Raw genomic sequence first — 18,727 nt, 5'->3', positions numbered from 1 at the left:
CTTGAGGCACAGAGGTAAGGCCGAACCATGAGCACCCCCGCACAGCGCCCCGCCGGAGCGAACGCCGGAGCGAAGAAGCGCCCCTACCGCAAGCCCGCGCAGGACCCGGCCCGCCGCCTCGCCTTCGACGCCCTGCGCGCCGTCGACGAGCGCGACGCGTACGCCAACCTGGTCCTGCCCGCGCTGCTGCGCAAGGCCGAGCAGGACGTGAACTTCACCCGTCGGGACGCCGCCTTCGCCACCGAGCTGGTATACGGCACGCTGCGCATGCGCGGCAGCTACGACGCGATCATCGCCGCCTGCGTCGACCGCCCGCTCAACAAGATCGACGGGCCGGTCCTGGACGTCATCTCGCTCGGCGCCCACCAGCTGCTGGCCACCCGGATCCCGACCCACGCGGCCGTCTCCGCCACCGTCGACCTCGCCCGCACCGTGCTGACCGAGGGTCCGGCGAAGTTCGTCAACGCGGTGCTGCGCAAGATCTCCCAGCACGACCTGGACACCTGGCTGGAGCAGGTCGCCCCGCCGTACGAGGAGGACGCCGAGGAGCACCTCGGCGTGCTCTTCTCGCACCCGCGCTGGGTCGTCTCCGCGCTGTGGGACGCCATCGGCGTCTGGCAGCCGCAGGCGGCCGGTCGCACGGCGATGGAGGCGCTGCTCGCCGCCGACAACGCCCGGCCCGAGGTCACCCTGGTCGCCCGCCCCGGTCGCTCCACGGTCGAGGAGCTGGTCGCCGCGCTCGACGAGGACGCGACCGAGCCCGGCCGCTGGTCCCCCTACGCGGTCCGCCTCGCCGAGGGCGGCGACCCGGCTGACCTGCGCGCGGTGCGGGAGAACCGCGCGGGTGTCCAGGACGAGGGCAGCCAACTGGTCGCCGCCGCGCTGGCCGCGGCCCCCCTGGAGGGCGGCGCCGACGCCCGCTGGCTCGACGGTTGTGCCGGCCCCGGCGGCAAGGCCGCGCTGCTGGCCGCGCTCGCCGCGGAACGCGGCGCGGCGCTGCTCGCCTCGGAGGCCCAGCCCCACCGCGCCCGCCTGGTCGCCCGCGCGCTGGAAGGCAACCCCGGCCCCTACGCCGTCATCACCGCCGACGGCACGCGTCCCGCGTGGCGGCCGGCCTCGTTCGACCGCGTGCTCGTCGACGTCCCCTGTTCCGGGCTGGGCGCGCTGCGCCGTCGCCCCGAGGCGCGGTGGCGCCGCCGCCCCGCCGACGTCGCCAACTTCGCCCCGCTCCAGCGCGGCCTGCTGCGCAGCGCGATCGACGCCACCCGTCCTGGCGGGGTCGTGGGCTACGCGACGTGTTCGCCGCACCTCGCCGAGACCCGCGTGGTCGTCCAGGACGTCCTGAAGGGCCGCGACGACGTCGAGTGGATCGACGCGCGGGCCTGCCTGCCCCAGGTCCCGGACCTGGGCGACGGCCCGGACATCCAGCTCTGGCCCCACCTGCACGGCACCGATGCCATGTACCTGGCCTTGCTTCGCAAGCTCCGCTAGGGGCGCGAGGAACTGCGCGAGCAACCCAAGCCAGGCGGATGGTCTTGTCCGCTCGGGATCTCAAGGCCCAGGGCGGTTCCTCGCGCAGTTCCTCGCGCCCCTGGGGGTTGAGGCATGATGGCAAGCAATTCGTTGCCGTGATCGACTCGAAAGTGCGTGAGATGCCCCAGATCTGTCCCAGCATCCTGTCCGCCGACTTCGCCCGGCTCGCCGAGGAGGCGGAGGCGGTCCGAGGCGCGGACTGGCTGCACGTGGACGTCATGGACAACCACTTCGTGCCGAACCTGACGCTCGGCCTGCCGATCGTGGAGTCGCTGACCAAGGCGACGGACATCCCGCTCGACTGCCACCTGATGATCGAGAACCCGGACCGCTGGGCCCCGCAGTACGCGGAGGCGGGCGCCGGATCGGTGACCTTCCACGTGGAGGCCGCCGCCGCGCCGGTCCGGCTCGCCCGGGACCTGCGGGCCCTGGGCGCGCGGGCGTCGATGGCGCTGCGCCCCGCGACGCCGATCGAGCCCTACGAGGACCTGCTGCCCGAGCTGGACATGCTGCTGATCATGACCGTGGAGCCGGGCTTCGGCGGGCAGGCGTTCCTGGACATCATGCTGCCGAAGATCCGCCGGACTCGGCAGCTGATCGACAAGCACGGGCTGGAGCTGTGGCTCCAGGTCGACGGCGGGGTGTCGGCGTCGACGATCGAGCGGTGCGCGGAAGCCGGCGCGGACGTGTTCGTGGCCGGGTCGGCCGTCTACGGCGCGGACGACCCGGCCGCCGCCGTGGCCGCGCTCCGGGCTCAGGCGCAGGAGGCAACGGACAGTGCACCCTGGGTGCGACGGGTCTGAACGCCCTACCCTTGTAGCTAGCCACAACAGCATCTGTAGGATCACACAAGGGGCGGCCGGATTTTCGGCCGCCGCCTTGTAGCGTCGCGCCATGAACCGTGACGATCCGGCCCGTAGGCTGAAGGCATGCGGTTCCTCAATCCGGTCACCGGCGAGCTGGACGCCCGTCCCTCCGCGCCTTACGACCTCACGTACGACGACGTCTTCATGATCCCCAGCCGCTCGGCGGTGGGATCGCGTCAGGCGGTCGACCTCTCCACCAACGACGGCACCGGGACGACGATCCCGCTGGTCGTCGCCAACATGACCGCCGTGGCCGGCCGACGCATGGCCGAGACGGTCGCGCGGCGCGGCGGCATCGTCGCGATTCCGCAGGACATCCCGATCGAGGTCGTCTCCGAGGTCGTCGGCTGGGTCAAGCAGCGCCACCTCGTGCACGACACGGCCGTGACGCTCGCGCCGAGCGCGACCGTCGCCGACGCCATCTCGCTGCTGCACAAGCGCGCGCACGGGGCGGTCGTCGTCCTCGAGGACGGCAAGCCGGTCGGCGTCGTCAGCGAGGCCGACTGCAAGGGCGTGGACCGCTTCGCCAGCCTCTCCGCCGTCATGTCCAAGGAGCTGCTGCTCCTGGAGGAGAGCGTCGACCCGCGCGAGGCCTTCGAGAAGCTCTCCGCCGGACACCGCAAGCTCGCCCCCGTCGTCGACGGCCGCGGCGACCTGGTCGGCATCCTCACCCGCAAGGCCGCCCTGCGCGCCACCCTCTACAGCCCCGCCGTCGACGCCGACGGCAAGCTGCGCATCGCGGCGACCGTCGGCATCAACGGGGACGTGGCCGGCAAGGCCAAGGCGCTGCTGGAGGCCGGCGCGGACGTGCTGGTCGTGGACACCGCCCACGGCCACCAGGAGTCGATGATCAACGCGCTGCAGGCCGTGCGCGGCCTGGACCCGCAGGTCCCGATCGTCGCGGGCAACGTCGTCGCCGCCGACGGCGTGCGCGACCTGGTCGAGGCGGGCGCGGACATCCTCAAGGTCGGTGTCGGCCCCGGCGCCATGTGCACCACCCGGATGATGACCGGCGTCGGCCGGCCGCAGTTCTCCGCCGTGCTGGAGTGCGCGGCCGAGGCGCGTCGCCTCGGCAAGCACGTCTGGGCCGACGGCGGCGTGCGGCACCCGCGCGACGTCGCGATGGCGCTGGCGGCCGGTGCCTCCAACGTCATGATCGGCTCCTGGTTCGCGGGCACCTACGAGTCGCCCGGCGACCTGCAGACGGCCCCCGACGGCCGCCAGTACAAGGAGAGCTTCGGCATGGCCTCCGCGCGCGCCGTGCGCAACCGGACCGCCGAGGAGTCCGACTACGACCGCGCCCGCAAGGCGCTGTTCGAGGAGGGCATCTCCACCTCCCGGATGTTCCTCGACCCCGCCCGTCCCGGCGTCGAGGACCTGATCGACTCGATCATCGCCGGTGTCCGCTCCTCCTGCACCTACGCGGGTGCCGACTCGCTGGAGGACTTCCACCGCAAGGCCGTCGTCGGCGTCCAGAGCGCCGCCGGCTTCGCCGAGGGCAAGCCGCTGCACGCCAGCTGGTGACGTCAGGCTGAGTCCGCTGCCCGCTCGTCCCGCCTCGGCGGGACGAGCGGGCAGCGGCGCTTCGGGAGTCATTTCCAGCGGCCGGTGAGCGCGTCAACTGCATTACGGCAGGCCGGAGTCAGGAGCTGGGCAGGCCCGTGCCCAGGGTCCGTGGCCCCCACCAGTCCCCGTAGCCAGGGCGGCTGGGAGCCGCGTCGGGTGTGTCCGCTGCCGCGTCCGGCTCCACCTCCACGGGCTCCACCTCCACGGGCTTCGCCTCCATCGCGCCGGCCAACTCCAGGAAGGCCTCGACGGGTTCGGTGTTGCCGTGGGTGCGGTGGCGCAGCGTGCGCAGGGCCGGCGGCCAGCCGGTCAGCGGGACGAAGACCACGTCCGGGTGTGTGTAGAAGCGCGGGAAGGACACCGCGGCCGGGAAGACGTTCTCCCCGCGGGCGACCAGCGCGAGGACCTCGGCGAAGGTACGGGCCACGCCGCGTCGGGCGATGGGAGCGCCGGTCGGGGTGTGCGTCGGGTAGAGCGGGTTGGCCAGTTCACCGGTCAGCGGGTCGGGCACGCCGAAGATCGCGTACCCGGCGAGCTCCTCGACGTCGACCTGTTCCCGGACGGCCAGCGGATGGCTGCGGCCTACCCCCAACAGCCAGGACTCGCGAGCCATCACCGCTCCGTCGGCCATTTCCGCGGGCGGCGGCTCGTGGAACCGGCCGAGCGCGAGGTCGACCCCGCCGTCGCGCAATTCCTCGTGATAGTGGGTGCCGGTCAGGTCCACCAGGGTGATCTCGACCGAGGGGAACCGCCCGCGGAACTCCTCAACCAGCCGCGTGAAGGTCTCGTCGCCGAAGTGCGTCATGTAGCCGATCCGGATCGCCCCCGTCAGCCCGCGTGCGGTCTTGCGGGCACGCTCGAGCGCGGCCAGCAGGTCCGCGTACGCCTGCCGCAGATCGCGCTCCAGGAGCGCCCCCATCGGGGTCAACGCGACTCGGCGGGTGGTGCGTTCGAACAGCGCCCCGCCGATGTGCCCCTCCAGGCTCCGGACCAGCTGACTCACCCGCGACGGCGACACGTACAGTCGCTCCGCCGCCCGCCCGAAGTGGAGTTCCTCGGCGGCGGCCAGGAACGCCTCAAGCTCCCCCATGCTGATCACGACGGCGATTGTATTGCTGAGCCCTGCTCAACTGTTCTTGAGAAAACGGACCTTGATCGCCACGGTCCTTGTGGGCGATCGTGACGACACTGTGGTCGGACCTGTCGTCACGTGATGAGGAGCAACGATGTCGACGAGCCTGTGGATCAGCCTTCTCGTCGTCCCGGTGGCGGTGCTGCTGGTGGACCTCGGCCGCCGTCGGCTCACCGCCCTGCGTCTGTGGCGACCGCTCATCATGACCGCGGTGATCGTTCCGTTCGTGGCACCGAAGATGGACCTCGGTGGCAAGGGACTCGCCCTGGAAGCCGGTGCCTGCGTGGCGGGCGTGCTGTTCGGGCTGCTGGCGGCGGCGTGCATGCGGGTCGAGAGAGCCGAGGCGCCGACAGACTCGCTGGTCACCGTCGCCGGGCTGCCGTACGCGCTGGTGTGGGTCGCCTTCGCGCTGGCCCGGCTGGCCTTCGTCTGGGAGACGGAGAACAACAAGTCCTTCGCCCGCGCGTTGGGTCAGTGGTTGATGGACAACCGGATCAGCGTGGCCGCGTTCGCTGACGCGATCATGTTCCTCGGCTTCGCCATGCTGATCGCCCATCGCGGCGCTCTCTTCTGGCGCGGCCGGTCCCTCACCCGCACCGCCCTTGCGGTCGCCCCGGTCGCCCCGGCCACGGTGCCTTCGGCGGGGAGGCAGTGACCAGCTGATTTCGGCCCGCTGCTCGTCACCGCAAACTCGTCAGCGCAGAGGGGTGAGCAGGCAGCGGCTGGTCATGCCCGTGGTGCGGTCGAGGGTGGCGGCTGCGGCGGCGTAGGCGTCGGGGCGGTCGCGGAGTTCCCAGAGCATGCGGGCGGAGGCCCAGGCCGCGTCGCGGGCGGCCTCGATGCTCCAGGACCCCAGGAGGTGGAGCAGGGGGTCGGTGACGTCCAACTCCGGCGGGAGGGTGAGCAGTTCTTCACGGACCTCGTCCTCGACCGAGGCCAGGAGGTCGTTGACGCGGTGGAAGTCTGCCTCCAGCGCCTGCGGTGGGCAGTCGAGGCTGCGGCAGGTCTCGACCACGGACAGCGGCAGGTCGTGCTCGATGTGGCTGTTCATGCCGGCCAGCGCGAACTGGATGGGCCGGATGCCGGGGTGGCGCCGAAGCTCCAGCAGCGGACGCCAACACGCAGGTGGGGCGGCGGCGGTGAGCGCACCGAGGAAGCGGTTCGCGAAGAGCGCGTCCAACCGGGCGACGTCGGGCGGGGAGGCGAAGTAGCCGTCCACGGTGAGGTGGCGCACCATCGCGTCGGTGACCTGGAGGTAGACCGCGCCGAAGACGCCCACGCCGTCGCCGGGCGGGAGCCCCCCGACGGCGTCACCGATGCGCGCCGCCACGACGGCGACGGCGTCGGCGGGCGCGGTACTCAGTTCCATGGAGCCAGCATCCCAGCGCCCTGCCGCCTGCGGCGATCCTCCACGCGAGTGGCGCGTTGCCCGATGCCGGTACCCGGCGGACTCAGCGCGGGTCGCGCTCGGCGGTGGGCGGCGCCGGTGGCTGCTCGTCGCGGGTCTCCGGGGTGAACGCGTCGCGGCGGGCGAGGGTCACCGACAGCGGCAGGGCCAGCCGCTCGGCGGCTCTCCGCCGTTCGCGCACCTGCGCTCGCGTCCGGGGCCGGAAGGAGGGGAGCTTTGAGCAACCGCAGCCCGGGCGGTGATCGTAGGTCAGCTTTTCCGCGAGCACGGTCGCGACGACGGACCAGGCCTTGGTGTCACGTCGGCGCGGCGCGGCGAAGTCGAACCCGGCGAAGGCCATCGGCTCCCGGCAGCCGGGGCAGACGCGCCTCCGGCTCGACCACGTGCTGCCTTTGAACGAGAGCCGGCACGAGACGCAGACGAAGTGCCGGAGAGCGCCGTTGAACGCGTGGTAGCACATGGTGCGAGAGGGTACGCGTCGCCCACGGGCGGACCCAAACGGTTTCCCGTCTCCGTCGTGGACTCACCCGAGGCGGTTCCGGGTCACAGCGCGCCCGCGTCGCGGGCGGACCAGACGGAGGGGTGGAGGGGGCGCCAGCCGAGCTCGTCGCGCAGCGGCAGGTTGTCGGCCATGCCGTTCCACGGGTCCGGGTCCACGGCGTCGGCGTTCTCGGCGGGGAACGGGATGCCGTTGAGTCGGTGCAGGTCCCATGCGGTCACCGGTGCGTCGTCCACCGCGTTGTAGATCCGGCCCTCGATGCCGGGCGTGCGCAGGGCCCGGAACAGAGCCTGGGCGACGTCGGCGTGATGGACCATCGGCAGGCGGCGGTGGGCGGGCCAGCCGACGATGAAGCGGGCCGACTGGGTCAGGTGCGGGTCACCCTCGCCGTAGACGAAGGCGAGGCGCACCACGACCGGCGCGAGCCCGGGTACCTCGGCGAGACCGGCCTCGGCCTCCGCCTTGGAGCGCGGGTAGACGCCCCAGGACGTCTCCGGCTGCAGCGGGTCGCTCGCGGCCGCGGGGCGGCCCCGGCCCGCGCCGTAGACCAGGTTGGTGCTCGCCTGGACGAACCGTCGCACACCCGCCGCCGCGGCCTCACGGCCCAGCGCGATCGCCGCGTCGCGATTGACCGCCCAGGCCTCCTCGTCCGGGACGCCCCGGAAAGCGGCGGCGACGTTCACCACGGCGTCGGCGCCCTCCAGGGCGCGCTTGCGGGCGTCGGCGTCGCGCAGGTCGCCCAGCACGGCCTCGGCGCCGAGCTCGGTGAAGTGCCGCGCACTCTCCTCGCCACGCACCAGCACCCGCACGGTCTCGTCCGGCGCGACCCACTGCAGCAGCCGCGGCACGAAACGCCGTCCGACCTGCCCGGTCGCGCCCGTCACCAGAATCGTCGTCATGATCGGTCCCCTTCGGCCTCTCGGACGGCCGGGCTGTTCGCCCGGCCTCGACCACCAGCCTGGCCGCGGCGCGGACACGGCGGGAGAGACCCGTCGATCGGGGGATCGCCGATCCCCCTCTGAGGGAGGGCGTCAGTCGGAGATCCAGTGGCGTCGGCCGACGCTGATCAGGCGGAGCTGGCGGCGGGCCGTCGCGGTGATCCGCTGCTCCTCCTGGGCGTCGGCCTCCAGCAGGGCCGCGGCCGTCAGGACCATGTGGTCGACGTAGAGCTCCGCGACCATGCGCACGTCCTCCGTGCTCCACCCGGCGGAGACCGGCTGGAGCGCGAGGGCCCGGGCGACCTCGTCGGTGAAGCGTTCCAGCTCGGCGGCGATCGCCTCGCGGACCGGCCGGACGCCGCCGAAGCGTTCGCGGGCGATGAAGCGCACGTGCGCCCGGTGGGCCTGGACGTGGTCGGCGATCACCTGGACGGCGTGGGCGATCAGCTCGTCCGGCTCGCTGTGCTCCTCCTGCTCGGCGAAGGCGGCGCCGATCATCAGGTGCAGGCTGGCCAGGGCCTCCTCGACCAGGCAGACGCCCAGGTCGTTGAGGTCCCGGAAGTGACGGTAGAAGCCGGCCGGCGACATGCCCGCCTCCCGGGTCACCTCGCGCATGCCGAGGCTGGAGAAGCTCTGGTGCTCCAGCAACTGCAGGGCCGCGTCCAGCAGTGCGCGGCGGGACTGCTGCTTCTGGGCCTGTCGGGCCCCGGTCGTCTGGCTCACGGGGTTGAGTAAACAACTGTTTGCTGAAATCCGCCACCCGGCGTAGGGTGGAGGAGTCAGCGAACAGTTGTCATCACAACTGTTCGCTGAAAGTTCACGTTCGTTCCTGCCGGAGATCCAGAAATCCAGAGAAGAGCCTCACCGTGAGTCTCCTGCTCGCCCTCGTCGCCCTCGGCCTGCTGATGGGCGCGGCGTTCCACACCAGCACGACCGTCCTCGTCGCCGCCGCCCTGGCGATCGCCGCCTGGCTGGGCGCCTTCGGCGTCCGCGAGGGCCTCGCCCGTCGCAAGCAGCACTGACCAGCACCGACCACCACCAGGAGCCCCTCCCGTGGACACCCTCGCGCAGCGTCAACGTGCCTACGACGCCGACCAGATGGCCGTGGCGTCGTTCATCCTGGGCCTGCTCGGCCTGCTCGTCTTCAACCTCGTTCTCGGCCCGTGCGCGATCGCCCTGGCCGCCCTCTCCCTCCGCCGCCGCACCAGCCGCCCGGTCCGCGCCGGCCTCGGTCTCGCCCTCGGCGTCGCCGACCTCGCCGTGCTGGTCGCCTCCGTGCTGACCAGCCACGGCGCCTTCTGGCCGTTCTGAGCCCCTTCCCGGGCGGCTCCGGCGCGGTCTTGTCGGCGTCGACGGGCCCCTGGGAGCATCGAACGGACGGCCTGTCACGGGGGCGGGCCGACCAAGGGGGAATCACCATGCCCGACATGACCGGCGGAGCGGTCAAGCTCCTCGTCGCCGCCACGATCGCCGCGACCGCGGCCATCCCGGCCACCGGGTTCAGCGGGGATCCGGGCGACCTCGTCGGCGGCCTGGCCAAGCCGGCGAGCTGGATCTACAGCCCGGTTCCGACCGGTGACGTCATGATCTCGGCCGACACCCTGCAGAACGGCCCGAACTGAGTCACCGACGTGATCATGTCCGCCACGACCGCGTAGCGGCCGTGCGCCGGGCGGCGTAGCCAGGGATCAACGGTCCCTGGCTACGCCGCGCCCGGGCGGGCAAGCTGGGGGTATGGACCGCCCAGTGGACCGCACCGCGCTCGCCGACTTCCTCCGCCGCAGCCGGGAGCGTCTGCGCACCTCCGACGTGGGCCTGCCTGACGGGGCTCGGCGTCGCACGCCGGGTCTGCGCCGGGAGGAGGTCGCCACCCTCGCCGGCATGTCCGTGGACTACTACACGCGCCTGGAGCAGCAGCGCGGTCCGCGTCCCTCTCCGCAGTTGCTGGCCGCGCTCGCCCGCGCGCTGCGCCTGGGCGACGACGAGCGGGACCACCTGTTCCACCTGTCGGGCCAGCAGCCGCCCGCCCACCGTGCGGTGGCCGACCACGTCCGCCCAGGGCTGCTGTTGATCCTGGACCGGCTCTGGGACACCCCCGCCTCGGTGATCTCGGAACTCGGCGACGTGCTGGTGCAGAACCCGATGGCCCGAGCGCTGTGGGGCGACACCGGCACGCGTCCGGCCGGGGACCGCAACCTCGTACGCCGATGGTTCACCGAGCCGGAGAGCCGGGAGCGGATCCTCGCCGAGGATCGCGAGCGGATCGGTCGCTCGCACGTCGCCCACCTGCGTTCCGTCGCGGCGGCGCGCCCCGAGGACCGGCGCGCCGAGCGCCTGGTCGCGGAGCTGTTGGAGCGGTCGCCGGAGTTCGCCGAGTACTGGGCCGATCACGACGTCGCGCAGCGGCGCAGTGACGTGAAGCGGATCGTGCACCCCGTCGTCGGCCTGCTGGAGCTGCACTGCGAGGTGCTGGTCAACGACGGCGGCGAGCAGCGGCTGCTCGTCTACACCGCCGAGCCCGGCAGCGACACCGCCGAGCGGCTGGACCTGCTGCGGGTCGTCGGGCTGCAGGACCTGAACGGCGCGGAGGCACGGCTCAGCTGAGATCGGTGCCGAGCTCGGAGCCGAGGCCCTGGGCGTCCGGCCGGCGAACCAGGGCCCGGTCCAGCGGCTGGGTCCAGTGCGCGGAGGCGTGCCGGTCCATCGCCTCCAGGCGGACGCTCAGCGCGTCGCGCTGCCCGGCGTCGCAGAGCCAGGCCAGCCGCTCGTACAGGGCGCGCAGTCGGCGCAGCACCTGCATGCTGTCGGCGGCGTAGTGGCGGATCTCGTCGGTGCCGGCGCTGACGTAGTCGGCCCAGCAGCGCGTCGGGAAGCAGAGCCGGTCGTCCCCGGCGAGTCCGCCGCGGACCGGGGCCAGCGGGATCAGCAGCACCAGCAGGTCTTCCGTGGTCCAGCGCCTGCACCGCCCGAGCCGGGTCGTTGATCGCGGGGGAGAGCGCCTTGAGCGCCACGTCGGTCAGTGTGCGCAGTGCGCCCGTCGGGTCGGCCTCGGGGCTGTAGCACTCGGCGAAGAGCAGGCAGCGTCTCAGTTCCCTGGTCGCCCGCGCCCGGTCGAGGCCTGGCGCGGCGCCGTGGACGAGGAAGAGCGTGCTGCGCAGCGCGAGGAAGTCGCCGGGGTGTGCGCAGAGCTCCAGGCCGACGTCCCAGCGGGCGGCGAGACGTCGCAGGCGCGGTTCGTTCCAGGCCAGCAGCACCTGGCCGGTGCGGAGAGGAACAGCGCCCATGCCAGCAGCGCCAGCGGCAGGCTCCAGACCCTGCGCTGACGCAGCCTCCGCCGGTTGTTCCGCCAGTCCTGACGCGTGCTGTCCCGACTCATCGTGGACAGCACGCTAGGCGATCATGAGGTGGTGCGCCTGCGGAGAGGCGCCGTCGACCGGGTGAGGCCCTGGGCCACGTCGAGGCCCGGGGCCGCGACTGCCGCGTTCTCGACCGGGGCGGCCAGATCGGTGAGGTAGTCGTCCAGGAGCGCGCGCTGACGTTGCGGCGGGAACTGCTCCGGGGCGAACAGCGCTTGCACCACCAACCCGAGGACGAAGCCCTGGGCCGCCGCCGCCAGGTCCTCGGCGCCGCGGTCCGTGCGGAGTTCGCCCCGCTGCTGGGCGTCGCGGGCGAACGCGGCGATGCGCTCGCGGGAGCGTTGGTAGCGGGCGGCGTGGTCGCCCGCGAGTTCGGGGTCGGTGAGGGCGGCGTCCCAGGAGCTGACCCAGATCCGGCTGCCCGCCGTGCTCTCGGGGGTCAGCGGCAGCACGTCCAGCAGCGCCGCGCGCAGCGCGGTGAGGCCCTCGGCGTCGGGGCCGGCCGCCTCGGCGTGCGGGCGGTCCCGGGCCGCGTGTGCCTCGTCGAGGAGGTCGAGCGCGTAGCGCAGCAGTGCCCGCTTGCTGGGGAAGTAGTGGGTGAGCAGACCCGTCGTCGCGCCCAGCTCCCCGGCGACCGCGCGCAGCGTGAGTCCGGCGAAGCCGCGTGCGGTCAGGACGCGCCAGACGGCCGCGGAGACCTCGGCGCGGCGGGCTTCGTGGTCGCCACGGGCGGGAGTCATGGCGCCAGCGTACATACCGAACGCTTGTTATGTACGATCAGGCCATCGTCCCACCGTCCCATCGACTCCCAGGATCAGGACCGCCCATGTACGCCGTCCCGCTCGCCCCCGACGCCGAACTGCGCCCGCTGGAACCGTGGCAGGCGGAGGAGTTCCTCGCGAACATCGACCGGGGCCGGGCCGGGATCGACGCGTTCATCCCCTTCGCCACCCGCAGCACCGACCTGGAGTCGGCCCGTGCGACCCTCCAGGGCTACGCCGACCGTCAGGCCCGCGACACCGGCCGGATCTACGGCATCTGGTGGGGCGGCGTCCTGGTGGGCGGCTGCATGTTCGTCCACTTCGACGCGGCCACGGGCACCTGTGAGATCGGCGTCTGGTCCGAACCGGCCGGTCAGGGGCGCGGCCTGGTCACCGCCGCGGTGCGGCGGCTGCTCGCGTACGCGTTCGAGGAGCGCGGCATGCAGCGCGTCGAGTGGTGGAACAGCACCGTCAACGAGCGCAGCCGCGCGGTCGCACAGCGGGTCGGCATGACGCTCGACGGCACCCTGCGGGAGCACTACCCCTACCGGGGAGTCCGGCACGACATGGAGATCTGGTCGCTGCTGGCCTCGGAGTGGCCCGGCCACTGACGCCGCCCCGACCCGGCCCCGGCCCGTCCCGGCCCCGTCATGCCCTCCGTGTGGGCGCCAAGATCTTTTGTGACCCCCGCCGGGTGGCGGTCGGCAAAGCGTGACGTGTCGGCGACAATGACCAGGGCGGGGGCGGGGCACGAAACGGTTCGGGCAGGGGGAGCGCCATGACGGAGGCATCGCCAGGGGCGGGGGCGAGTGATCCGGTCGACGATGTCGCCGGGTACATCCACGACCTGCGCGCGCTGAAGGTGCGAGTGGGCAGCCCCTCGCTGCAGGAGCTGCAGCGGCGCAGCGGCGTCGCGCGCAGCACCCTGTCCGACGCGCTGAACCCACGGCGCCCCGAACTCCCGCGGCTGGAGGTCTGCCTCGCCTTCGTCCGCGCCTGCGGCGCGAGTGCCGCGGAGGTGGCGCGGTGGCGCGCCCGCTGGGAGCTGATCGCCCAGGCCCGCGACGAGCGGCGCTCGCGGCCGACAGCCGTGCCTGCGCCCGCTGATGTGCCGACGTCCGCGTCCGCTGAGGCGCTGTCGCCCGCCTCCGTCCAGGAGCCGGCCCCAGCCGCCGTCGACGCGTCGCGGTCCGTCCCGCCCGAGGGCGGTGCCGCCGAGGGGGGCGCCGCGGTGGCTGCCGACGCCGTGGTGCCGCGGCAACTCCCCGCCGCCGTCCGGCACTTCACCGGCCGCCTGCGCGAGCTCAAGGAGCTCGACGCGCTGCTCGGGGACCGGATCCCCGACTGCGGCGCGGTCGTGATCTCGGCCATCGCGGGCACCGCCGGGGTCGGCAAGACGTCGCTGGCCGTGCACTTCGCCCACCGGGTGGCGCACCGCTTCCCCGACGGGCAGCTCTTCGCCAACCTGCGCGGCTTCGACCCGGCCGGCCCGCCGCTGGAGGCCGCCACGGTCGCCCGCGGCTTCCTGGAGGCGCTCGGCGTCCCACCCGGGCGCATACCCGCCGATCCGGAGGGGCGCCTCGCGCTCTTCCGCAGCCGTCTGGCGGGCACCCGGACGCTCGTCGTCCTCGACAACGCCCGCGAGGCGGCGCAGGTCCGCCCGCTGCTGCCCGGCTCCGACAGCTGCCTGGTGCTGGTCACCAGCCGCAACCGGATGCCGGGCCTGGTCGCCCTCGACGGCGCCGTCCCGCTCGCTCTCGACGTGCTCTCCCAGGAGGAGGCACGCGAACTCCTCGCCCGCCGCCTGGGCAGCGAGACCGTCCTGGGCGAGCCGGACGCGGCCGACGAGCTGATCGAGCTCTGCGCCCGCCTGCCGCTCGCCCTGAACATCGCCGCCGCCCGCGCCGCCGGACACCCCGGCACGCCACTGCGGGTCTGGGCGCACGAACTGCGCGACACCCGCGAGCGCCTGGACGCGCTGTCGACCGGCGACGCCCACGCGGACGTCCGCGCGGTGCTCTCCTGGTCCTACCAGGCCCTGGACGCGCGGGCCGCCCGCCTGTTCCGGCTGCTCGGCCTGCACCCGGGCCCGCACATCGGGACGGCCGCCGCCGCGAGCCTGGCCGGTCTGCCGCTCGCCGAGACCCGGCGCCTGCTGGACGAGCTCCACCACGCGCACCTCATCGCCACCGCCGACCGCGACCGGTACACCTTCCACGACCTGCTGCGCGCCTACGCGGCCGAGCAGGCGGCGGCGCTCGACCCCGCGCCAGAGCGGGCCGAGGGGACGCTGCGGATCCTCGACCACTACCTGCACACCGCCCGCCGCGCCGGCTCACTCGCCTACGCCGCCGACGCCTCCTGGTCCGCGCCGGCCCTGGCGCAGCCCGCCGTCGGAGTGGTGCCCGAGGCGCTGGAGGAACGGCAGCAGGCCCTGGACTGGTACCGGGAGGAGCAGCCCGTCCTCGAACGCGTCGTCACCCGGGCCCACCAGGACGGCTTTGACGACCACACCTGGCGCCTGGCCGGCACCCAGGTCTCCTACCTGCTCAAGTCCGGCCTGTGGCAGCAGTGGCAGCAGGTCAGTGAGACCGCCCTGGCCGCCGCCGAGCGCGCCGACGATCCCGCCGGACGCGCCCACGCGCACCGCTGGCTCGGCCAGGTGCACCGCTCCCAGGGCCGCCAGCCCGAGGCCCACGCCGAACTGCGCCGCGCCCTCGACCTGTTCGCCTCGCTCGGCGACCTGCCTCGGCAGGGCAGGACGCAGCTCGACATCGCCATCACCTACGGCGAGGAGCACGCCTACGTCGAAGCGGTCGCCGAGGGGCGGGAGGCGCTGGCGCTGTTCGAGCGGATCGAGGACGCCGACGGGCAGGCGCTGGCGCTCAACACCGTCGGCTGGTACCTGACGGTCCTCGGCGAGCCGCGCGAGGCCCTGCCGTACTGCCGGCGCGCCCTGGAGCTCTCCCGGGCCTGCGGCAATCTCCCCGGGCAGTCGTCCATCCTCGACAGCATCGGCTACATCCACCACCAACTCGGTGAGTACCAGGAGGCGTTGCCCGCCTACGAGGAGTCGCTGCGGCTGCGGCGGACGGTCGGTGACTACTTCCTCCAGGCGGAGATCCACACCCACATCGGTGACACCCACCTGGCCCTGGGCGACCCCGAGGCGGCCAGGCACTCCTGGACGCAGAGCCTCGCCATCCTCGACCACCTCCAACACCGCGACGCGGAGGGCGTCCGCGCCCGGCTGGAACGCCTGGACCGGCTGGGGTAGCCGCTCAACGGCAGGTCGGTCCGTGGCTTCCGCTGTAGCAGGGCGCGACCACGATGCTCGGTGTGGGCGTGGGGGCGGGGTGGCTGTCGGCGTAGTCCTTCTGCGCCACCGACAGGAGGAGCAGCAGCGCCACCGCGGCCAGCCCCTGGGAGGCGAGCGTCCACGGAGCACGAAGCAGCAGCGCGAGCCCGGCGACGACGAGGACGGCGATCACCAGGTGCTCCATGAAAGCGATGCCGGTGAGCTGGTCCGCGTCGAGTGTGGCCCTCGGCACGCCGCCGGCCCACCCGACCACGTCGTATCTGACTTCCTGCCACAGGTAGGCCATCGCGTCGAGCACGAGCAGCGCGAAGCCGAGGGCGATGTCCGGGGCCACGGGGGCCAGACCGCGCCGAGGCCAGCGACGGTCGGGGACAGGATCAGTGGGCAGGTCGGTCACGGCCTCACCCTGCCCGGGTGAGACCGACTGAGCATGAGTACGCGTACTCAGGTCGTCGCGTGACGGGTCAGCACGCGGGTGGTGCTGCCGTCGTCCTCCGTGACGTCCCGGACGTGCTCGAACCCGATCCTGGCCAGCAGCTTGAGTGAGGCGCTGTTCGGCGCGGCCACGGTGGCGTGGACCTCGGTGAGCCCGAGGGTGCCGAAGCCGTGGTCGACGAGAGCGCGGGCCAACTCCGTGCCCAGGCCCGACCCCCACGCGGCCGGGGCCAGCGCGTAGACGATCTCGTGACCCCCGACCACGTCGGACGGCTTGATCTCGGCGTGCCCGACCAGTACGCCGTCCCTGCGCACGGCCCAGACCTCGAACAGGCTCTGGGCATAGACCTTGGTGAAGATCCGCCCGAAGAGTGCCCGGTCCTCCTCCTCCGAGGCAGGGCCGCCGTCCATCCACTGCGACACGTTCGCATCCTGGAACAGGGCGACGAAGCCCTCCTCGTCCTCAGGGACGTACGGGTCGAGCAGCAGGCGTTCGGTGCGCAGGGTGGGGATCATGGACGGCGACGCTACCCACCCGGCTCCGCCCGGGGCAACGTGATTTCACCCCGTCGCGTCCGCCGCCGCGCGGCCGGCGGCGCGGCCGGAGAAGAGGCAGCCGCCGAGGAAGGTGCCCTCGAGGGCGTTGTAGCCGTGGACGCCGCCGCCGCCGAAGCCCGCCACCTCGCCGGCCGCGTAGAGGCCGGGGACGGGTGCGCCGTCCGCGCCGAGCGCGCGGGAGGAGAGGTCGGTCTGAATACCGCCGAGGGTCTTGCGCGTCAGCGTGTGCAGCTTGACGCCGATCAGCGGTCCGGCCGCCGGGTCGAGCACGCGGTGCGGCGTCGCGGTGCGGCCGAGGCGGTCGCCGAGGTAGCGGCGGGAGTTGCGGATGCCCTGCACCTGCGCGTCCTTGCTGAACGGGTTGGCCACCTGCAGGTCCCGGGACTCGATCTGACGGCGGATCAGCGCGGCGTCCAGCAGCGGCTTCTCGGTCAGCGCGTTCATCCGCCGGACCAGCTCCTCCAGTTCGCCCGCGACGACGAAGTCCGCGCCGCGCTGCTTGAACGCCTCGACCGGTGCGGGAGCGCCCTTGCCGAGCAGGCGTTCGCGCAGGAACGCGCGGCGGTCCTTCGCGGTGATGTCCGGGTTCTGCTCGGAGCCGGAGAGCGCGAACTCCTTCTCGATCATCCGCTGGGTGAGGATGAACCAGGAGTGGTCGTGCCCGGCCAGGTCCGGCGTGGTGCGCAGGTGGCGCAGCGTGCCGAGGGTGTCGTAGCCGGGCAGGTAGGGCGAGGGCAGGCGGCGGCCGAGCGCGTCGAACCACATGGAGGACGGGCCGGGCAGGATGCGGATGCCGTGGCCGGGCCAGATCGGGCTCCAGTTCTGCACGCCCTCGGTGTAGTGCCACATCCGGTCGCGGTTGACCAGCCGCGCACCGGCCTGTTCGGTGATGCCCAGCATCCGGCCGTCCACGTAGGCGGGCACGCCCGTCACCATGTTCGCCGGCGCGGTGCCCATCGTCTCGGGCCAGAAGCGGCGCACCAGCTCGTGGTTGGCTCCGATGCCGCCGGAGGTCACGACGACCGCCTGGGCGGTGAGCTCGAAGTCGCCGACCTCCTCGCGGCTGGAGGAGACGCCGCGTGCCGCGCTGTCGGGAGCGAGAACCCGCCCGCGCACGCCCGTCACCACGCCGTCGGTCGTCACGATCTCGTCCACGCGGCGACGGTGATGGAAGGTCAGCAGCCCGCTCGCCGCCGCCTGCTGGGCGTGGCGGACGAACGGTTCGACGACGCCGGTGCCGGTGCCCCAGGCGACGTGGAAGCGCGGGACGGAGTTGCCGTGGCCCTCGGCACGCAGGTCGCCGCGCTCGGCCCAGCCGACGGTGGGCAGGAAGGTGATGCCGTGGCCGCCCAGCCAGCTGCGCTTCTCGCCCGCCGCGAACTCGACGTAGGCACGGGCCCAGCGAGCCCCCCAGGCGTCCTCGTCGTCGAGGCGGTCGAACTGCGCGCTGCCCTGCCAGTCGCCCCAGGCCAGCTCGAAGGAGTCCTTGACGCCGAGACGGCGCTGCTCGGGGGAGTCGACCAGGAACAGCCCGCCGAAGGACCAGAACGCCTGGCCGCCCAGGTTGGCCGCGTTCTCCTGGTCGACCAGGGCCACCCTGCGTCCCCGGGAGGTGAGTTCGTGCGCGGCGGTGAGCCCGGCCAGGCCGGCTCCGACGATGATGACGTCAGCGTCCATGGGTGGACTCCTCGGGGTGGGGGGTGGTCGCCTCTGTGGGGGTGGCGGTGTCTGCGGACGAGAGCAGGGCGGTGATCAGCCGGCCGAGCCAGGCGCGGGCGGCGTCCACGTCGCCGTCGAGCAGGAGTTGGACGGTGACGCCGTCGTAGAGCGCGATGACCGCGTGCGCGGCCGAGTCGGCGTCGGCGAGAGCGGGCGGCAAGGGGCGGTTCCGGCTTGCCAGTTCGCTCAGCCGTTGGGCGACGGCCCCGTGCAGGACGGCCCGGTGGTCCGCGAGCGCGCGGGCGACGTCGGGTCGTCGGGCGGCGTGCAGCAGGAACTCGGTCTTCACCAGCAGCCAGTCGCGGTCGAGCAGCAGCACGCCGGTCACCCGGGCGGTGAGCTCGGCGAGCGTCGCGTCGGCCGCCTCCGCCACTGCCCCCGTCGCGGCGAGGGCCTCGCCGAGCTGACCGGCGATGACCGCGGAGCGGTCGTCGTAGAGCGCGAAGAAGAGCTCGTCGAGGTCCTTGAAGTTGGAGTAGAACGCGCCGCGCGTGTAGCCGGCCCGGTCGCAGACGGCCTCGATGGTGCTGTGGCCGAAGCCCTCGGCCGCGAAGACCTCGAAGGCGGCCTCCAGCAGTCGCGCCCGGGTCTCGGCTCGTCGGCGGGTGACCCGCACCTGGCCGGTCGGCGGCATCCG

21 protein-coding genes and 1 pseudogene are annotated in these 18,727 nt (G+C 73.2%); 10 read left to right on the top strand and 12 right to left on the bottom strand.

The window, feature by feature from the left end:
* Positions 1 to 27: 27 nt before the first annotated feature.
* The 3 genes from BMY61_RS37075 to BMY61_RS37065 all read left to right on the top strand — a co-directional run bounded on the left by BMY61_RS37075 (position 28) and on the right by BMY61_RS37065 (position 3,923).
* Positions 28 to 1,491, top strand: coding sequence for an RsmB/NOP family class I SAM-dependent RNA methyltransferase (locus BMY61_RS37075; RefSeq protein ID WP_042457333.1), 1,464 nt, complete (start codon positions 28 to 30; stop codon positions 1,489 to 1,491).
* Positions 1,492 to 1,652: 161 nt separating this feature from the next.
* Positions 1,653 to 2,336 carry a ribulose-phosphate 3-epimerase gene (gene rpe, locus BMY61_RS37070; protein WP_042457330.1) on the top strand — a complete coding sequence of 228 codons (684 nt, stop codon included), beginning with the start codon at positions 1,653 to 1,655 and terminating at the stop codon, positions 2,334 to 2,336.
* Between the two features lie 126 nt (positions 2,337 to 2,462).
* Entirely contained in the window at positions 2,463 to 3,923 is a 1,461-nt protein-coding gene (locus tag BMY61_RS37065) for a GuaB1 family IMP dehydrogenase-related protein (RefSeq protein ID WP_042457326.1), read from the top strand.
* A 118-nt stretch (positions 3,924 to 4,041) separates the two neighbouring features.
* Here BMY61_RS37065 and BMY61_RS37060 read toward each other — a convergent pair whose 3' ends face one another.
* On the bottom strand, positions 4,042 to 5,055 hold the full coding sequence (locus BMY61_RS37060) for a LysR family transcriptional regulator (protein WP_236656603.1): 1,014 nt from the start codon (positions 5,053 to 5,055) through the stop codon (positions 4,042 to 4,044).
* A 136-nt stretch (positions 5,056 to 5,191) separates the two neighbouring features.
* Between BMY61_RS37060 and BMY61_RS37055 the strand changes: the two genes are divergently transcribed.
* Complete coding sequence (locus tag BMY61_RS37055; RefSeq protein ID WP_042457323.1) at positions 5,192 to 5,752, top strand: hypothetical protein; 561 nt, start codon at positions 5,192 to 5,194, stop codon at positions 5,750 to 5,752.
* A gap of 39 nt (positions 5,753 to 5,791) precedes the next feature.
* Here BMY61_RS37055 and BMY61_RS37050 read toward each other — a convergent pair whose 3' ends face one another.
* From BMY61_RS37050 to BMY61_RS37035, 4 genes are all read right to left on the bottom strand, one after another.
* Complete coding sequence (locus tag BMY61_RS37050) at positions 5,792 to 6,466, bottom strand: DUF5995 family protein (RefSeq protein WP_042457320.1); 675 nt, start codon at positions 6,464 to 6,466, stop codon at positions 5,792 to 5,794.
* A gap of 82 nt (positions 6,467 to 6,548) precedes the next feature.
* Positions 6,549 to 6,965 (bottom strand): hypothetical protein, encoded by a 417-nt coding sequence (locus tag BMY61_RS37045; protein WP_063773381.1) that lies wholly within the window; start codon positions 6,963 to 6,965, stop codon positions 6,549 to 6,551.
* Between the two features lie 83 nt (positions 6,966 to 7,048).
* Complete coding sequence (locus BMY61_RS37040) at positions 7,049 to 7,903, bottom strand: NAD-dependent epimerase/dehydratase family protein (protein ID WP_042457313.1); 855 nt, start codon at positions 7,901 to 7,903, stop codon at positions 7,049 to 7,051.
* A gap of 132 nt (positions 7,904 to 8,035) precedes the next feature.
* Positions 8,036 to 8,665, bottom strand: coding sequence for a TetR family transcriptional regulator (locus BMY61_RS37035; RefSeq protein ID WP_042457310.1), 630 nt, complete (start codon positions 8,663 to 8,665; stop codon positions 8,036 to 8,038).
* Between the two features lie 143 nt (positions 8,666 to 8,808).
* Between BMY61_RS37035 and BMY61_RS46750 the strand changes: the two genes are divergently transcribed.
* The 4 genes from BMY61_RS46750 (at position 8,809) to BMY61_RS37020 (ending at position 10,546) form a co-directional block, all read left to right on the top strand.
* A complete protein-coding gene (locus BMY61_RS46750; protein ID WP_169791889.1) occupies positions 8,809 to 8,964 on the top strand; it encodes a hypothetical protein in 156 nt (51 codons plus the stop codon).
* Positions 8,965 to 8,995: 31 nt separating this feature from the next.
* Positions 8,996 to 9,253 carry a hypothetical protein gene (locus BMY61_RS37030; protein WP_042457308.1) on the top strand — a complete coding sequence of 86 codons (258 nt, stop codon included), beginning with the start codon at positions 8,996 to 8,998 and terminating at the stop codon, positions 9,251 to 9,253.
* Positions 9,254 to 9,360: 107 nt separating this feature from the next.
* Complete coding sequence (locus tag BMY61_RS37025; RefSeq protein WP_042457306.1) at positions 9,361 to 9,564, top strand: hypothetical protein; 204 nt, start codon at positions 9,361 to 9,363, stop codon at positions 9,562 to 9,564.
* 124 nt (positions 9,565 to 9,688) lie between these two features.
* Positions 9,689 to 10,546 carry a helix-turn-helix transcriptional regulator gene (locus BMY61_RS37020; RefSeq protein ID WP_042457303.1) on the top strand — a complete coding sequence of 286 codons (858 nt, stop codon included), beginning with the start codon at positions 9,689 to 9,691 and terminating at the stop codon, positions 10,544 to 10,546.
* Here BMY61_RS37020 and BMY61_RS48105 read toward each other — a convergent pair.
* The 3 genes and pseudogenes from BMY61_RS48105 to BMY61_RS37010 all read right to left on the bottom strand — a co-directional run bounded on the left by BMY61_RS48105 (position 10,539) and on the right by BMY61_RS37010 (position 12,038).
* A complete protein-coding gene (locus BMY61_RS48105; protein WP_052439359.1) occupies positions 10,539 to 10,874 on the bottom strand; it encodes a DUF2254 domain-containing protein in 336 nt (111 codons plus the stop codon). The two genes, BMY61_RS37020 and BMY61_RS48105, sit on opposite strands and share 8 nt — an antisense overlap.
* Positions 10,875 to 10,947: 73 nt before the next feature.
* Positions 10,948 to 11,226: pseudogene (locus tag BMY61_RS48100) on the bottom strand (DUF2254 family protein); the annotation flags it as partial.
* A gap of 113 nt (positions 11,227 to 11,339) precedes the next feature.
* The gene (locus BMY61_RS37010; protein ID WP_082015537.1) at positions 11,340 to 12,038 is read right to left on the bottom strand and encodes a TetR/AcrR family transcriptional regulator; all 699 of its coding nucleotides are present in this window, start codon (positions 12,036 to 12,038) and stop codon (positions 11,340 to 11,342) included.
* 86 nt (positions 12,039 to 12,124) lie between these two features.
* Here BMY61_RS37010 and BMY61_RS37005 point away from each other — a divergent pair, with 86 nt between their 5' ends.
* The gene (locus BMY61_RS37005; RefSeq protein WP_042457300.1) at positions 12,125 to 12,670 is read left to right on the top strand and encodes a GNAT family N-acetyltransferase; all 546 of its coding nucleotides are present in this window, start codon (positions 12,125 to 12,127) and stop codon (positions 12,668 to 12,670) included.
* A 167-nt stretch (positions 12,671 to 12,837) separates the two neighbouring features.
* A complete protein-coding gene (locus tag BMY61_RS37000) occupies positions 12,838 to 15,336 on the top strand; it encodes an ATP-binding protein (protein ID WP_052439353.1) in 2,499 nt (832 codons plus the stop codon).
* Positions 15,337 to 15,340: 4 nt separating this feature from the next.
* Here BMY61_RS37000 and BMY61_RS36995 read toward each other — a convergent pair whose 3' ends face one another.
* Genes BMY61_RS36995 through BMY61_RS36980 form a run of 4 tightly spaced genes read right to left on the bottom strand, consistent with a single transcriptional unit; the run spans position 15,341 to position 18,724 of the window.
* Positions 15,341 to 15,775: a DUF6234 family protein gene (locus BMY61_RS36995; protein ID WP_042457298.1), complete on the bottom strand. Its 435-nt coding sequence runs from the start codon at positions 15,773 to 15,775 to the stop codon at positions 15,341 to 15,343.
* 47 nt (positions 15,776 to 15,822) lie between these two features.
* Entirely contained in the window at positions 15,823 to 16,329 is a 507-nt protein-coding gene (locus BMY61_RS36990; protein WP_042457295.1) for a GNAT family N-acetyltransferase, read from the bottom strand.
* Positions 16,330 to 16,374: 45 nt separating this feature from the next.
* Positions 16,375 to 18,048 carry an FAD-binding dehydrogenase gene (locus BMY61_RS36985; RefSeq protein ID WP_042457292.1) on the bottom strand — a complete coding sequence of 558 codons (1,674 nt, stop codon included), beginning with the start codon at positions 18,046 to 18,048 and terminating at the stop codon, positions 16,375 to 16,377.
* Positions 18,038 to 18,724: a TetR/AcrR family transcriptional regulator gene (locus BMY61_RS36980; RefSeq protein WP_042457289.1), complete on the bottom strand. Its 687-nt coding sequence runs from the start codon at positions 18,722 to 18,724 to the stop codon at positions 18,038 to 18,040. Before BMY61_RS36980 ends, BMY61_RS36985 begins: the two co-directional genes overlap by 11 nt.
* Between the last annotated feature and the right edge of the window lie 3 nt (positions 18,725 to 18,727).

The organism is Streptacidiphilus jiangxiensis, assembly GCF_900109465.1.
Classification (GTDB): Bacteria; Actinomycetota; Actinomycetes; order Streptomycetales; family Streptomycetaceae; genus Streptacidiphilus; species Streptacidiphilus jiangxiensis.
The sequence above is the reverse complement of the archived record's forward strand: the minus strand, read 5'-3'. Positions and strand labels throughout refer to the sequence as shown.

Bases quoted from the DNA above. Each gene is read 5' to 3' on its own strand.
- BMY61_RS36980 (WP_042457289.1), bottom strand. From the start codon at position 18,724: ATGCCGCCGACCGGCCAGGTGCGGGTCACCCGCCGACGAGCCGAGACC.
- BMY61_RS36990 (WP_042457295.1), bottom strand. From the start codon at position 16,329: ATGATCCCCACCCTGCGCACCGAACGCCTGCTGCTCGACCCGTACGTC.
- BMY61_RS37000 (WP_052439353.1), top strand. From the start codon at position 12,838: ATGACGGAGGCATCGCCAGGGGCGGGGGCGAGTGATCCGGTCGACGAT.
- rpe (WP_042457330.1), top strand. From the start codon at position 1,653: ATGCCCCAGATCTGTCCCAGCATCCTGTCCGCCGACTTCGCCCGGCTC.
- BMY61_RS37055 (WP_042457323.1), top strand. From the start codon at position 5,192: ATGTCGACGAGCCTGTGGATCAGCCTTCTCGTCGTCCCGGTGGCGGTG.
- BMY61_RS37010 (WP_082015537.1), bottom strand. From the start codon at position 12,038: ATGACTCCCGCCCGTGGCGACCACGAAGCCCGCCGCGCCGAGGTCTCC.
- BMY61_RS36985 (WP_042457292.1), bottom strand. From the start codon at position 18,048: ATGGACGCTGACGTCATCATCGTCGGAGCCGGCCTGGCCGGGCTCACC.
- BMY61_RS37075 (WP_042457333.1), top strand. From the start codon at position 28: ATGAGCACCCCCGCACAGCGCCCCGCCGGAGCGAACGCCGGAGCGAAG.
- BMY61_RS37040 (WP_042457313.1), bottom strand. From the start codon at position 7,903: ATGACGACGATTCTGGTGACGGGCGCGACCGGGCAGGTCGGACGGCGT.
- BMY61_RS37050 (WP_042457320.1), bottom strand. From the start codon at position 6,466: ATGGAACTGAGTACCGCGCCCGCCGACGCCGTCGCCGTCGTGGCGGCG.
- BMY61_RS37025 (WP_042457306.1), top strand. From the start codon at position 9,361: ATGCCCGACATGACCGGCGGAGCGGTCAAGCTCCTCGTCGCCGCCACG.
- BMY61_RS37045 (WP_063773381.1), bottom strand. From the start codon at position 6,965: ATGTGCTACCACGCGTTCAACGGCGCTCTCCGGCACTTCGTCTGCGTC.
- BMY61_RS37065 (WP_042457326.1), top strand. From the start codon at position 2,463: ATGCGGTTCCTCAATCCGGTCACCGGCGAGCTGGACGCCCGTCCCTCC.
- BMY61_RS37060 (WP_236656603.1), bottom strand. From the start codon at position 5,055: ATGGGGGAGCTTGAGGCGTTCCTGGCCGCCGCCGAGGAACTCCACTTC.
- BMY61_RS37005 (WP_042457300.1), top strand. From the start codon at position 12,125: ATGTACGCCGTCCCGCTCGCCCCCGACGCCGAACTGCGCCCGCTGGAA.